Here is a 14,348-nt window from a genome sequence, read left to right as displayed (position 1 = left end):
GCACAGTGTTGTGCGTTTTTTTTACTTGCCATATTTTATTGTTGTAAATTTGTCCCACGATCGCAGCCGTTAATGGAAGTATTGTTTCTTCAATTATTTAATCTTTACTTTTAGGACGAGGTCTTTGTCTACTATCTTACTAAGTTTTATTAGCTTATCAGTATTTGGGATATTTACAGCAGATTTCACTGTTGCAATGGCGACATACTTACCACCTTTATATTTCAAATCTATATCGGTTGTTATATACTCATTCGGATCTGAGTCGCTAATATAGTAAATATATGTGTTCTTTTCATCCTGAAATACACTAAACCCATCTTTCTTGTGATTGTCCTGAATAGCATTTTGTATAAAAACAGGAAAATCTTCGGTCAATAATACTTCATGTTCCACGTTCTTTCCAAAATTCATATAAAAAAACATTAGAATCAAAATAGCACTTAAGGCAGCAATTATTATATTTTTTTTCATGTGAAAATCCCACCCCTTTGCTAAACCCTTTTTTATAAACTGGCTGTTTGGTGAATGAATATTTTAACTATAATATATATTATCATAAAAAACTTTCTTTCCTTTGGTTTAACTGCCGTAAATCTTATTTTTATTACAACTATTATTTAACAAATTAACAGGTATTTTAACAGTACAATTAGCACTTTAATCCGCAACGGCACATAAATTTATGCGGTCTTGCGAATAGCTATGCTAATAACTTTACCTAATCGGGTATATTCAGGGTCAAAAAATTGATAAAACAATAAAAACAGGGACAACAATTCATATGCGAATTGCGTCCCCAATTGATATGTTTTTTATTGTTTTCTCCCCGTGTTCCGAACCCGTTAATCTTTCAGCCATGCTTTCCGAAATTCCCCTTCGAAAACGGTCCAAAATTTTTTCCAAGGTCATGTTAATACATCTTAAGAATTCTTAAGAAATTTTGCCACTGTTTCTTTAGGTTTTCAATCTATTCTATCCTTAGAAACACATTTCGAAGGAGTGAATAGAACTTGAAAGCATATAAGTTTTTTCAACAATATCTTTTTTCACCAAGCAAAATCGGAGCTATTTTACCCAGTTCTGATTATCTGGCCAATAAAATGATGGAAAATGTTCAATTTCAAACAGCTGATTATATTGTTGAATACGGGGCGGGAACTGGCGTATTTACAGATAAAATAGTCGAATACAGAAATTCAAATACGATCGTAATGGTATTTGAAAGCAACAAAGTGCTTTACGATATGTTACTAGAACGATATAAAAGTGATGATAAATTGATTTTCGTAAATGATACGGTAGAGAATATTGATCATTATACTAAAGAGTATAATATTCCTTATATTGACTATGTTATTTCTGGTTTGCCCTTTGCAAGTTTGCCGAAGAGTGTTTCGGATGTTATCTTAAATAAAACAAAAAAATTGTTACGTAATAATGGGAAGTTTATTACGTTTCAGTACACGCTCTTTAAAAAAGAACTTTTTAATCATTTTTTCAAACAAATTGATATTACGTTTGAATATCGCAATATGCCACCCGCTTTTGTATTAAGTTGCCAGAATCAAACCGTTGATAGGAATGAATAAAGGATGTGAAGTAGGTTGAGAACAAAAATATTAATTGTAGATGATGATAAAGACATTCGAAACCTGGTCTCCGTTTATTTAGAAAATGAAGGAATGCAAACAATAAAAGCAGAAGATGGAATTGAAGCGTTACAACTGCTCGAAAAAGAGGACTTTGACTTAATCATATTAGATATTATGATGCCGAAAATGGATGGAATTGAAGCCTGCATCAAGATAAGAGAAGAAAGGCATATGCCGATCATCATGCTTTCGGCTAAAGCAGAAGATCTGGATAAAATACAAGGGCTGGCTACGGGGGCAGATGATTATTTGACAAAGCCATTTAACCCCTTGGAACTTATTGCAAGAGTAAAGTCACAGCTTAGACGATATAAACGATACAATAACGAAACGGAAGCAGAAAAAAGCACCATTGAAATTGGAGATTTAAAAATTAATATGGATACTCGACAAGTGTGGGTGAGAGAGAAAGATGTAAGGCTGACACCGAAGGAATTCGATATTCTTGAGCTCCTTGCCCGTAACAAAGGCATCGTATTAAGCGTAGGTAAAATATATGAAGCTGTGTGGAAAGAGGATTTTTTCAGATCGGATAATACGGTGATGGTGCACATTACAAAAATTCGCGAAAAAATTGAAGTCGATCCTAAACATCCGATTTATATTAAAACGGTTTGGGGGGTCGGCTATAAAATATGATTAAGAATTGGATCAGGAATTCATTGCGTGTAAAACTTCTAGTAGCTATTGCTATTAGTTTTTTTGTTTCACTCATTGTCATGACAATTATCTCGCGAATTGTTTTGTATATATTACAACTTGAATATATCACAATAGAAGACATCGGAGTAACCGCTTATAATACGATAGTTTTATTGATATTTAGCTTTGTAATCCTCTCTTTTATTATTACCTTCTTAATCATAACTCGAAACAAAATAACGTACATTCAGCGCATTTCAGAGAGTATTAACGAAATTGCTAGTGGAAATTTAGGAATGACAATTGAGAAGAAAGGTCATGATGAACTAAGTAGACTTGCAGAAAATATCAATAGTATGTCAAAAGAACTGGCGGACAAATTTGAGTATGAAAGACAATTGGAAATGACAAAAAATGAACTGATTACGAATGTATCTCATGACTTACGATCTCCATTAACTTCTATTATCGGGTATTTGGACTTGATCATAAACGGGAAATACTCAGATGATGATCAATTAAGAGAGTATCTCGAAACATCTTATTCAAAGTCAAAACGACTTGAAGCTCTTATTAATGAACTTTTTGAATATACCCATTTATCGAGCCCTGATTTCAAGTTAGACTTCAATGAAGTGGAGTTGACGGGGGTTTTAGAGCAATTAATTGGAGAATACGTTCCTATTTTTGAAAGGGAACAGCTAACCATTGTAAGTGAATTGCCTGATAAAGATATTTCGGCTTCTGTAGATGTTGAAAAAATGGTCCGTGTTTTTGAGAATCTTCTTATGAATGCTGTTAAATACAGCATGAAACCTTCACAAGTATACATCCATTTGGAAACCCATGGTTCTCTGGCTGTTTTAAAAGTATCAAACCTGGTTAAGGATTCGCCTGTAGAAGACATCAACAAATTATTTGAACGTTTTTTCATCGGTGACAAAGCACGAAGAAATAGTCAAGGTACAGGGCTTGGACTTGCCATCTCTAAAAGAATTGTTGAATTACATAATGGAGATATTCGAGCAGAATATAAGGAAGGCTGGATCACCTTTATTGTAGAGCAACCATTATATCAATGACATGCAATCCTCCCCAATAAAGAAGTATCAGAATCATTAATTGGAAGTATCTTGTATCATTCACTTAAGTTAGAAAGTAAATGATCGTCAATCGAGACATTGAACCCTCCTGCGACAACAGTAATTCGTTTAATGAATGATTTGCAAAATTAGAATATGTTTTACCTATTTACATGGCTGGTAAGACCATGATAGTGATAAAAAAAGCAAAAGAATGATGCTGCCAACTACTTATTTGAAGGCGAAATACCCATCATCCATGCTCTTGCTAGCTTACGATCAGATAACAAAGTACGAATTGAGAGTAAAATGAATGGATAAATTCATTAATAAGGAGATAGGCGTAATGAAATTAGAGAGCGAAAGAATTTATTTAAGACCCCTTTGTGAGGCGGATGCCCCTATCCTATTAGAAAATACAAAAGACGAAGAAATACGCTATATGACAGGAACAACCCAGAATTTCACACTAGAACAAATAAAACGACATTTAACTACTATAGACAACGATCCGAGCCGTTATGATTTTGCTATCTGTATTAAAGCTACTGACGAAATGATTGGAGAACTTTCGATCTTTGAAATAGATGAGGAAGATAAAAAAGCAGGTTTCAGAATTTCAATGAATTCTATTTCTTTAACTGGAAAAGGATTTGGAAGTGAAGCGATTAAAATCGTTTTACATTTTGTTTTCGAGCAATTACGTTTAAATCGTTTGCAATTAGAAGTGTTTAGCCATAATTTACGTGGGATTCGAGCGTATGAGAAAGTTGGATTTGTAAAAGAAGGTGTCTTGCGTCAATCCTTATATTATAATGATACATACTCAGATGAAATTATTATGGCCATGCTCCAAAGTGACTATAATAAAATGCAAGCGGATTAAATCATATTGATTTTTGTGAATTAAGTAACTGTTGATGAAGTTATATGAATTCAAATTGACATAGGCTAAGATTCCTTCATTTTATTAGAGGCATGATGTTTAGCTATTAGAAACCTCTTCAGTAGAAGATGGATGAATGATGCAGTACGTAGTGTTGCAGTTGAAACGATTTAGGCTTTTTTTATAGCCATCAATATTTGCTAAAGTATAACATTCTGATAGAAAGATAAAAAAGGTTTACTAAATGGGTTACACCGATTTAGTAAACCTTTTTATTTTTGACATGATCAGAGACGCACTCGGTCAGGCAATTCAATACTCATAATCAGTTGAATACTAAATTGTTATATCATAAAACACTTCACTACTCTATTGATATCACTCCACCGTAACACTCTTCGCCAAGTTCCGCGGCTTATCTACATCACAACCACGATGCAAGGAAGCATAATACGCAATCAGTTGCAACGGAACTACGGAAACGATCGGTGTCAATAATTCGTGGACTGGCGGCAAGACGAAGCGATCCCCTTCCTCTTCTGTTCCTTCCATGGAAATGATACATGGATGGGCACCCCGAGCAACGACTTCTTTCACGTTTCCTCGAATATTGAGGCTGACGGATTTTTGAGTTGCGAGTGTGAAGACTGGTGTACCCTCTTCGATAAGGGCGATCGTTCCATGTTTCAGTTCTCCTCCAGCAAAACCTTCTGCTTGGATATAGGAAATCTCTTTTAGCTTGAGTGCACCTTCCAGGCTGACGTAAAAGTCTAAGTTACGGCCAAGGAAGAACGCGTTGCGTGTAGTTTCCAGGTACTCTTTCGCAATCTGTTCCATGTCATCCTTCGAGTCAACGAGAGTTTGGATGGCATTTGCGACAATGGAGAGCTCCTGTCTCACATCGAAATCAAGTATCTTGTTCAATTGCTGTGCGACGACGTACGCGGTAATCGCAAGTACGGCTACTTGTGCTGTGTACGCTTTTGTCGACGCGACTGCGATTTCCGGACCAGCGTGAAGCAGCAATGTATGATCCGCTTCCCGTGATAATGTGGAGCCCGGAACGTTGGTCATTGTAATTGTTGGATAGCCGAGTGCTTTGATTTTCACGAGCACTTGGCGGCTGTCTGCCGTTTCACCTGATTGGGTGATGAATAAAAACAATGGCTTCTTCGAGAGCAATGGCATGTTATAGCCGAATTCGCTTGAAATATGCACTTCGACAGGAATGCCTGCAAGCTTTTCAAAATATTGTTTGCCGATCAGGCCAGCATGGTAGCTTGTGCCAGCTGCGATAATGTAAAGGCGATCGGCGTCTTGAATCGCTTGGATGATTGCCGGATCAATCGCAAGTTCTTCTCTGTCATTTGTATAGGCTGTCAAAATCTTACGCATGACACCTGGTTGCTCGTCAATTTCCTTAAGCATATAGTGCGGGTACGTGCCTTTCTCAATATCGCTCATGTCCAGTTTCGCTGTATATGGCGCACGGTTGATGTCCGTGCCGTCGAGTGTCATGATGCGTATTGCCTCTTTGGTAACAAGGACAACTTCTTCATCATGCAGCTCGATGAACTGGTCTGTCAGCTGCAGCATCGCCATGGCATCGGATGCGACGACATTGAAGCCTTCTCCCACACCGACAAGCAATGGACTGCGGTTTTTCGCTACATAGATCGTACCTTGGTCTTCCGAATCCAGCATGGCGATCGCGTAGGAACCATGTAAAATGGAAAGGGTATGGCGGAAAGCAGCTTCCGTTGTCATGCCTTCTTTGACAAACACCTCAACCAATTGCACAATTACTTCCGTATCGGTATCCGAATTCATTGTTACACCTTGCAAATATTGCTTTTGGAGCTGAACATAATTTTCAATGACCCCATTATGCACAAGCGTGAAACGTCCCGTTTTGCTTTGGTGTGGATGGGAGTTTTTCTGATCTGGAATCCCATGGGTCGCCCATCTCGTATGGCCAATTCCTGTTTTTGATTCAAGAGAAGGGTCGACGGCATTGCGCAAATCTGCAATCCTGCCCTTTTCTTTGATAACCTTCACACCGTTCGTAGTGAGCAGCCCAAGGCCTGCTGAATCGTAGCCGCGGTATTCAAGTTTTTCAAGCCCTTTTAATAAAAACTCTTTCGTATCCTGTTCTCCAATATAACCGACTATTCCACACATATTGATTTCCTCCTTTTGAAGAAATGGCAAAGCCCACCTCGGGATTTCAGAAGTGTTTGCCGTTCACTTGTTTGAATTAGCCTTTTTGCCTTGTTGTCCATCCAATCGCTCGGATGTTTTGCGGGCAAAAGTTACAATCGGGCATTTCGATCGGGAGGCATCCGCCGAATGTTTCGATACTCCTCCACCTCGTCTGCTGGGAATGTGGGCCGTCCGATTTCCCCAGCACTGGCGCTATAATTGGTTTCCGATTTAGCCGTTTATTTCCCCTCCTAAAAACGGGTCAGTAAAAACCGACCCGTTAATCATACAAAACTCGCTATTTTTTTGTCAATCCATAGAGAAAGTCCGATTATTCAGGTAGTGTGGAAGTGATTTAAAAGGCCTCTGTGAGTTTAACAACTTCTTTAAGTTAATTCGTGTGTATTTTTTATTGTAAGTCGAACCATCAACATTATAATATATGGCTTTTTTTACATATAGATCAGTGATAGGATTGTAACCGTGTATACTAATTAACTTTAACCCAATCTAATTTTGTACTCTATTTTATTTACCACTTCCCTATCCAATGTGTATGTTTGTAGATAAAAAGGATAGATAGAGCGAAGTAAAAAAGCTCTTCTATCCTTTGAACTATCACTATTCCTTATCCTTTAACCGTTTCCCATTTCTCAATACGTTTCTGAAGAGATTTCCGCCACTCGTCTGCAAGCGGTTCAACGGCAACAATCCGCTTCATAGCGTCCACATCTTTTTGACCACGGAAATAAACTTCATTGCAATAGGCAATGGAGATCTGATCCGGATGCTGTTCGATGAGTGTGATTGGGGAATCGCTTCTAACAACCCCTTCCTTAATCACTCGGCATAGATAGCCGGTATAACCTGTATCAATCATTCGCTTCATGATGAGCGGCAAGCCGGTCCGTTTGTTAATTGTGCTGCATGGTACCCTTCCTTGTGTCACTTGAATAACTGCTTCTCCAACTTGATAGATATCCCCTACATAAACTTCACTTTCTAGCATATTCAAGACCGTCAGATTTTCTCCAAACGTTGAACGAGTCAAAGGTTGTTCAAACTCTTTCTCCCACTGGGCATAATGCTCAAACGGATAGACGCATACTGCTCTGTCAGGACCCCCGTGAAAGCGCAAATCCGCCACGCCGTCTCCATGGAATCCGTCCTTGGATAGGAACGCCTCCTCAATTTGGTCCTTGCATATGCCTGTTACCATTTCCTTTGACTCTCCGTACACAACTGTTTTCGGTTTTCCGATTGAAAAAGTGACAATTTCCGGTTGACTCAACTCAGTTCCCTCCATCATTCAATATGTATTTCATTAACTATATAGCATTTATTCCAAATTGTTTAGGGAAAACTGGTATTTTGTGAATCCGTTTCTAATTCCATGCGTATATAAGGCAAGGAGTGATTCGATGAGAGAATATGAAGTTGATCAATGTCCACAATGTGGAGGCACAGAGATCGGACGCGGAAAACAAAGTGGCTACGGAACTATTTCCCCCTATGGAAGATTAGGGTTTGGGACAGCCTTGATTCATTTGATATGCACTGACTGCGGATGGATCCTTGGAAGCTATGTTGAGAATCCTGGCTCTTTCCGAAAGACGGTTGAGAAATGAAGAAAACGAACCGCCCGGTGTTGGACGGTTCGTTTAAAGGTTTTACCGATTAGACGATTCCATCTTCATTTTCTTGCGATAGGAATGGCGCCAGATGTAATAGATAGTCCATGCGATAAGCGGAATCAATTGGACGAAAGGAAAGTATCTGTTTTCTAAGTTAAACAGCAATAGTAACCCAACAATAGAAAACGGTCCCATTATATATATAAACATTCGAACTTCTTTGTTTTTAAAATTGCACTCAAATCTGCCAGTCATTCGTGCTCACCTCATTGTAATCCGATTCCCAAAAGTGAAATATCCTTATAATCTATACGAATATTTTTGAGAAAAGTTTCACTTTTACGTGAACTTATAAGCCATGTATTGATCAAATAATTCTTCGTCAATAATGGCCTCACCGACTAATTGAAATCCACATTTTTCGACTACCTTTTTTGATGCTATATTGTTTCGAAGAACAACCGCATTGACCTGAGTAACGTCCGTATTAGTAAATAAATAATTTACTAACCCTTTGACAGCTTGCGAAGTATAGCCTCTATTGCAATACCTTGTGGACATTGCGTAAGCAACTTCCCTGTTCGGCTCGGGCAATTCCTCTTTAATTCCTGTATTGCAAAAACCGATAAACTCGCCGGTTTCCTTTAAAATAATGCCGAGCTTTAAAAAATGCTGACCAATATTAGGTACAGCCTCGAGGAATCGTTTGTTGTCTGGTATCTCATAATGAGTGACCCACTCCAGCCGTTGTTCCCTCGTGGATCGCCAGTCCGGCAAATATCTATATACTTCTGGTTCTGAAGTCAATTGATAAATAGCGTCTACGTCGTCGATACAGAACTCTCTTAATAGGATATCCCCACAGTCGATCGTAAAATTTTTTTCTTTATTCATACGAATCTCCTCACTTTCGCTAGATGACTACCAGATTTGATAAACAAATTCCCCCCATATACCCCTCAGATGTATTAAGAGAAGCTTAATCATAGCTATTATTTGAATGGCATGAAGTTATCAATTATCCCAATGATAAAAGCACTATCGCTGACTTTACCCAAATATTACGCTTAGTTAAGGCAATAAAATTGCCCCTTTAAGCTCTATATAAAGGGGCAAGCCATCGATATTACTTTTTTGGCTCTTCCTCAAACTCTGATTCAAGCCGCTTCATGAATTCCTCTGCCGCACTGTACCCTTGCTGCTGCAAATACCAATTGTTGGCCGCTGCTTCAATGAGTCCTGCGACATCACGACCAGGCTGCAGCTGAATTTGAATATGTGGAATCGGAACATCCATGTAGTATTTGTATTTTTGATCAAGTTCCAGTTCATTATTAAGCGCATTTTCCTGCCATTCTGTCAGTTCAATGTCGAGTGCGATTCTCGTTTCTTCTTGGAAAGCCGCACGGCCGTATAAACGAACTACGTTTAGAAGGCCAATACTTCGCAAAGCCAGGAACTCTTTATTTTTTTCGTCATGGCTGCCAAGCAATGTCTGCGGGCTCAATTTCTTTAGGACAACTATGTCATCGGCAACAAGGCGATGCCCGCGTCCAATCAGGGTGTGAGCGGTTTCACTTTTTCCAACACCGGATTTTCCACGCAGCAAAATGCCGATTCCTGATACATTGACGCAGACGCCATGAATAGCTATTTCTTGTGCCATCGCCTTGATGACATACGCATCGAGCTTGGCAATCAGTTCGCTCATGGAGTCCTTTGTCCGCAAAACAGGAATATGCTCTTCCGTGCAATACTGGCGAAGGCCAAGCGGTTCTTCCTGATTGGACGTGATGATGATGCACGGCGGATCATAAGTCACAATATTGCTGATCCGCATCTTGCATTCTTCATCCGAGAGCGTATGCAAGTAATTGATTTCATTTGTGCCAAGAATTTGGACATACTCAGTCGTAATGAAATCAAACTTGCCCATGAATTCCAATCCGGGGCGGCGGACTTTCGAATGCTTCAATGGCCGATGCAATTCATTCTCCCCCACCAATACTTCAAATCGGAATCGCTCTACTATATCGCCCACCGTAACTGTTTTCATAACCGGTCACCTTTCGTTTACAATGAATTTGCCTTATTATAACATGGGCTGACCGAAATATGGTTTTCTATTTGACAAGATTGCATAAATCGGCTATATATCACTAAAGTTTTTCCGTTTCTATGAAATCCAATTGTAAAAGTTAGTCTATCCAACCAGACCTATGATCATAAGATCACCTTTAATGATTAGTTTTTCAAGAGCTCCCTGAACAAGAGGAGCATCTTTTCTCTGGTGTTCAGACGGTTTTCATCGTGTTCCAATTTTCTTGAGCATTCAGCGATTTTTCCGGCTCCTCCCTTGCGCTAAACTAGCTTTTCTGGCATAACTTTCTTTTATTCAGCGTTTCATTTCGCAAAAAATCGTCTGAAAGTTATATACAAGCCATCCTCTTTGCAGCCAGAGGCGGTTTACGCAACCGACTTAGCGGTAATACTCTACATAACGAATGCATTCTGATAGGCGGGAGGGGGTTGCTTGAAAACGGACTCCAAACATTTGCAGCAATTAAAGAACCGTGAACTTCATTATAGAAAGAATCTCTGGTCAGGCATTTTGTTTGGTCTCGGATTTGTTGCTTTTATTGACGAGACCATTTTTCATCAATTGCTGCACTGGCATAAGTTTTATGATAAATCGACAGTAGCGGTCGGACTTATTTCGGATGGACTGTTCCATGCATTTAGTTGGTTTGCGACAGTCGGCGGCTTGTATTTGGTGGCTGATCTCCGGCGTTTGAATGCACTGTGGCATAAAGTGTGGTGGGGAGGCAAACTGATTGGTGGAGGTGCGTTTCAGCTATATGACGGAACGATCCAACATAAAGTGATGCGTATTCATCAAATCCGATATCATGTCGATATTGTCCCATATGATGTTGTGTGGAACGTCACAGCTATCATTATGATCGTTGCAGGAACTCTCCTGATCCGAAACGCAAAACAAAATCATCGAATGGTTAAAGGAACGGTACTCCATGATGCATAATGAGTCAGCTTGGTCCCTCATGAATTTATTATTTGGCATTCCAGCATGTATGGCGCTTTTGGCTTATAGCTGGGCAGTATATAAAACGAACCAGGTTCAAAGGCTTCGCAAATGGCCAGTTTACCGCACAATTTTATGGTTCGCGGGAATTTTTTGTTGTCTGGCTGCCCTTGTTGGACCGCTTGCTGCCCTTTCCCGCCATTCGTTTTCATGGCATATGACCGGGCATCTACTTCTCGGTATGCTTGGACCGTTGCTGATGGTTTTGGCAGCTCCAATGACACTCGTATTGCGGACATTGAAAGTGCATCGAGCCCGACGTATCAGCAAATTCCTTTCAAGCCGAGTGGCAGGATTTTATATACATCCCATCACAGCGTCCCTGTTAAACATTGGTGGACTTTGGATACTTTACACAACTGGACTTTTCCAAGCGATGCACACAAGCTTCCTTCTTCATATTTTTGTTCATTTCCATGTCTTTGCGGCGGGATATTTATTTACCATTTCTATGATATATATTGATCCCGTAGCTCACCGGCATTCTTTTCGTTTCCGAACCGCAATATTTATAGTAGCTCTCGCGGGGCATGGCATCCTATCAAAATATTTATATGCCTATCCACCGGCAGGAGTGGAAATAGAAGATGCACGCCTTGGTGCTATGCTTATGTATTATGGAGGGGATGCAGTTGATTTATTGGTAATCATCGTTCTCTTCCACCAGTGGTACCGAGCCGGCAGACGCCGCCCCCTGCCTGCTGCCATTGCCGAGCACTAACAGACTGGTGTACCATGGAAGTTCTAACTTTTTTCGTTCCTTCGCTGTATTCAACTAACAGCATTGCAGCGTAACCGTTGCATTGCACGTGCACATCATGCCTTGGCTTGATCTCCAGTAAAAACACGAAATAATATACAGGCAAGAATTAAATAAGCGAAATGTCTAACCTGATGTGTAAACATGCACTTTTGAATTAAAAGTTTTGTAGTAAGAAAGAGATTGTCCGAGAAGTAGTGGAATCAAAATTACTACTTTTCAATAGAGTAACAATGAAATAATTAATAGCGATTTTCACCATCGTGGATCAAGCGCTTTGCTTCGTCCAAATCGATCACACGCTTCGGAAAGTATTGATAAATTGTTTCCAGCTGGAGGTTCATTCCCTCCAGTTCAGCGTTTTCCGAAAAAGGATACTCCCAAACTATCGTTTCGTTTTCTGTTTTCAAAATAAACCGGAGCACTTGCATTGGCGCGCGCCCGGCAGTATCTTCATCCGATAGGATTGGTTCTTCGAAGTGCTCGTTTGACTGGTTGAGATAAATTGTACCTTCCCTGTTATTTTGAACGGCGTCTTCAGCTAAAGCTTGAAAGTCTTGTAATGTTTCTGCCTTTCTCATGTATGCCACTCCTTCCTAAATCAATGAACTACTATACCTCTTCCCTCTTCTGTGAAGTCAATAAACACAAATTGGATATATGTTAAGAGCATAATTAATGCTATAATACGGTGTTCGGGAAACCTTTTAGCCAGTTAGCGCGTCTCATACGATGGGCAGATTATGACGTGTAGTCTCTTTTTTAGAGTTAATCCATATAAAGAATAGGAATTCATCATATAGAATGTTAGGTGATTAATTATGAATAGAATGCAAACACGCAAGAAGAAACGGACGAAGAAAAAAGGCATTATCTTCCTTTCGCTCCTTCTGCTTATTGGAGCTGGGGTCATTTTTTGGGTGTACCAGTACAATCAAGGCTTTACGGAAGCCGTTGACAGCACAGTAAAGGATAAGGAATTTGATTTATTTGAAGGGGAAGAACCAAAATTCGGTGAAATTAACGTCATGCTCCTCGGTTCAGACGCCCGTAAAGATGAGGACGGCCGGTCGGACACATTAATTGTAGCCAACTATAATCAAAAGACAGAAAAAGTTAAACTCATCTCCATCATGCGGGATACGTATGTGTCTATTCCAGGCCATGGCAAACAAAAGATGAATGCCGCCTTTTCCATTGGCGGGCCGGAATTGGTCAGACAAACATTAAAAGAGAATTTCGACTTAGATGTCCATTATTATGCGATTGTAGATTTCAATGGATTCCCGAAAATGGTTGACCTTATCGCACCGGACGGCATTGAAGTGGACATTCCGTATACCATGCAGCACGGCATCGGCATGACATTGCAACCAGGCAAACAAACATTGCACGGCGAACAATTGCTCGGATATGTCCGTTTCCGCCATGACAAAATGAGTGATTTTGGACGGGTAGCACGACAGCAGGAAGCTCTTTCTAAGTTAAAGGATGAAGCAGTAGGCTTTCATAGTCTAGTCAACCTGCCAAAACTGCTTGGAACAGCTGACGCGTATGTAAATACAAACTTAGATAAGAAAACAATTTTATCCATCGCAAAGGGCATGTTAGAAAATAAAACCGGCTCCCTTGAAACGATGCGGATTCCGGTGGATCATTCTTTCATAGATCGCGATGTCAATGTTGGGCAAGTTCTTGATATTGATTTCGAGAAAAACATTCAGGCCATTGACGAGTTCTTGAATCCTTCCGTCGATACAGCAGCGGATACAACAAAAGATGGCGAAGCCCAGGAATAAATGATGATGACACAGGCAAAGGAGAACTTTCATGTTCCCTTTGCCTGTTTTTTAAACAAAAAATTCAATTCTTCTTTTATGTTAAAATGAAAGCATTCAATAATAACAAGGAGGTCCTTTAGTATGAATTTGCATTTCCATCCGGTTTGGGATCAAACGCTGCCGTCTAAAAGCAAATCCGAACTGACAGCCGCTTTTACCGCCCTGCCCACTTCCCATTCATTTGGTGCCTCCCCATTCTTAGTCAAACGGAAAAGGAACGGTGGCATCGTGGCAACTGTCTTTCTCCAAAACGGAACTGCATACCCAGTTACGATAGGGAAAATTCAAGTACAGCTTTATGACCAAAAAAAGAGGGTAGCGCAAAATATATTTGATGAGTCGCTAGTCATCCCTCCTTATTCCACTATGCCTTGGTCGTTTGTCTTCCCACCTGAATCGACTGAAGAGGGAGAAATTACGGAGCAGATGACTGTAAGTATTGACTTACTGAAATGAAATAAGGGAGAATTTTACATTAAGGAAACCCATGTTATGGCTCTCTTCATAAGAAAGAAAAACAAAAAAACCAGCGTCTGCTGGTTT

Annotated in this window: 15 protein-coding genes; 9 read left to right on the top strand and 6 right to left on the bottom strand. The window is 39.8% G+C overall.

The genetic code is table 11. The features are described 5' to 3' along the window. Nucleotides 1–93 precede the first annotated feature (93 nt). On the bottom strand, nucleotides 94–474 hold the full coding sequence (locus ACSW3C_RS19905; protein WP_486564838.1) for a hypothetical protein: 381 nt from the start codon (nucleotides 472–474) through the stop codon (nucleotides 94–96). A gap of 539 nt (nucleotides 475–1,013) precedes the next feature. Here ACSW3C_RS19905 and ACSW3C_RS19900 point away from each other — a divergent pair. From ACSW3C_RS19900 to ACSW3C_RS19885, 4 genes are all read left to right on the top strand, one after another. After that, complete coding sequence (locus ACSW3C_RS19900; protein ID WP_486564837.1) at nucleotides 1,014–1,592, top strand: class I SAM-dependent methyltransferase; 579 nt, start codon at nucleotides 1,014–1,016, stop codon at nucleotides 1,590–1,592. Between the two features lie 15 nt (nucleotides 1,593–1,607). Then, nucleotides 1,608–2,294 (top strand): response regulator transcription factor, encoded by a 687-nt coding sequence (locus tag ACSW3C_RS19895; RefSeq protein ID WP_486564836.1) that lies wholly within the window; start codon nucleotides 1,608–1,610, stop codon nucleotides 2,292–2,294. Then, a complete protein-coding gene (locus tag ACSW3C_RS19890) occupies nucleotides 2,291–3,379 on the top strand; it encodes a sensor histidine kinase (protein ID WP_486564835.1) in 1,089 nt (362 codons plus the stop codon). The genes ACSW3C_RS19895 and ACSW3C_RS19890 overlap by 4 nt, the downstream gene beginning before the upstream one ends. A gap of 346 nt (nucleotides 3,380–3,725) precedes the next feature. Further along, complete coding sequence (locus tag ACSW3C_RS19885) at nucleotides 3,726–4,265, top strand: GNAT family N-acetyltransferase (protein ID WP_486564834.1); 540 nt, start codon at nucleotides 3,726–3,728, stop codon at nucleotides 4,263–4,265. 378 nt (nucleotides 4,266–4,643) lie between these two features. Here the strand turns inward: ACSW3C_RS19885 and glmS are convergent, their stop codons facing one another. Both glmS and ACSW3C_RS19875 read right to left on the bottom strand, forming a co-directional pair. Then, the gene (glmS, locus tag ACSW3C_RS19880) at nucleotides 4,644–6,446 is read right to left on the bottom strand and encodes a glutamine--fructose-6-phosphate transaminase (isomerizing) (protein WP_486564833.1); all 1,803 of its coding nucleotides are present in this window, start codon (nucleotides 6,444–6,446) and stop codon (nucleotides 4,644–4,646) included. Between the two features lie 649 nt (nucleotides 6,447–7,095). Continuing rightward, nucleotides 7,096–7,758 (bottom strand): MOSC domain-containing protein, encoded by a 663-nt coding sequence (locus ACSW3C_RS19875; RefSeq protein WP_486564832.1) that lies wholly within the window; start codon nucleotides 7,756–7,758, stop codon nucleotides 7,096–7,098. Nucleotides 7,759–7,888: 130 nt separating this feature from the next. Here ACSW3C_RS19875 and ACSW3C_RS19870 point away from each other — a divergent pair, with 130 nt between their 5' ends. Beyond that, nucleotides 7,889–8,095 (top strand): transcription initiation factor TFIIIB, encoded by a 207-nt coding sequence (locus tag ACSW3C_RS19870; RefSeq protein ID WP_486564831.1) that lies wholly within the window; start codon nucleotides 7,889–7,891, stop codon nucleotides 8,093–8,095. Between the two features lie 345 nt (nucleotides 8,096–8,440). Here the strand turns inward: ACSW3C_RS19870 and ACSW3C_RS19865 are convergent, their stop codons facing one another. Both ACSW3C_RS19865 and hprK read right to left on the bottom strand, forming a co-directional pair. Further along, entirely contained in the window at nucleotides 8,441–8,995 is a 555-nt protein-coding gene (locus tag ACSW3C_RS19865) for a GNAT family N-acetyltransferase (RefSeq protein ID WP_486564830.1), read from the bottom strand. Between the two features lie 232 nt (nucleotides 8,996–9,227). Further along, nucleotides 9,228–10,157 (bottom strand): HPr(Ser) kinase/phosphatase, encoded by a 930-nt coding sequence (gene hprK / locus ACSW3C_RS19860; RefSeq protein ID WP_486564829.1) that lies wholly within the window; start codon nucleotides 10,155–10,157, stop codon nucleotides 9,228–9,230. A 477-nt stretch (nucleotides 10,158–10,634) separates the two neighbouring features. On the opposite strand from hprK, the gene ACSW3C_RS19855 reads away from it, so the two are divergent. Continuing rightward, a complete protein-coding gene (locus tag ACSW3C_RS19855) occupies nucleotides 10,635–11,144 on the top strand; it encodes a DUF2243 domain-containing protein (protein WP_486564828.1) in 510 nt (169 codons plus the stop codon). Continuing rightward, complete coding sequence (locus tag ACSW3C_RS19850; protein ID WP_486564827.1) at nucleotides 11,134–11,925, top strand: cytochrome c oxidase assembly protein; 792 nt, start codon at nucleotides 11,134–11,136, stop codon at nucleotides 11,923–11,925. The genes ACSW3C_RS19855 and ACSW3C_RS19850 overlap by 11 nt, the downstream gene beginning before the upstream one ends. Before the next feature lie 281 nt (nucleotides 11,926–12,206). On the opposite strand, the gene ACSW3C_RS19845 is transcribed toward ACSW3C_RS19850, so the two are convergent. Further along, the gene (locus tag ACSW3C_RS19845) at nucleotides 12,207–12,545 is read right to left on the bottom strand and encodes a hypothetical protein (RefSeq protein ID WP_486564826.1); all 339 of its coding nucleotides are present in this window, start codon (nucleotides 12,543–12,545) and stop codon (nucleotides 12,207–12,209) included. A 249-nt stretch (nucleotides 12,546–12,794) separates the two neighbouring features. Between ACSW3C_RS19845 and ACSW3C_RS19840 the strand changes: the two genes are divergently transcribed. Together ACSW3C_RS19840 and ACSW3C_RS19835 are read left to right on the top strand one after the other, a co-directional pair. Further along, nucleotides 12,795–13,763: an LCP family protein gene (locus tag ACSW3C_RS19840; protein ID WP_486564839.1), complete on the top strand. Its 969-nt coding sequence runs from the start codon at nucleotides 12,795–12,797 to the stop codon at nucleotides 13,761–13,763. 123 nt (nucleotides 13,764–13,886) lie between these two features. Continuing rightward, on the top strand, nucleotides 13,887–14,261 hold the full coding sequence (locus ACSW3C_RS19835) for an SLAP domain-containing protein (protein ID WP_486564825.1): 375 nt from the start codon (nucleotides 13,887–13,889) through the stop codon (nucleotides 14,259–14,261). Nucleotides 14,262–14,348: the final 87 nt, after the last annotated feature.

The sequence above is a fragment of the Sporosarcina sp. AD_1 genome, assembly GCF_057373025.1.
Note: the sequence above shows the minus strand (reverse complement) of the source record. Positions and strands in the feature narration are given on the sequence as shown.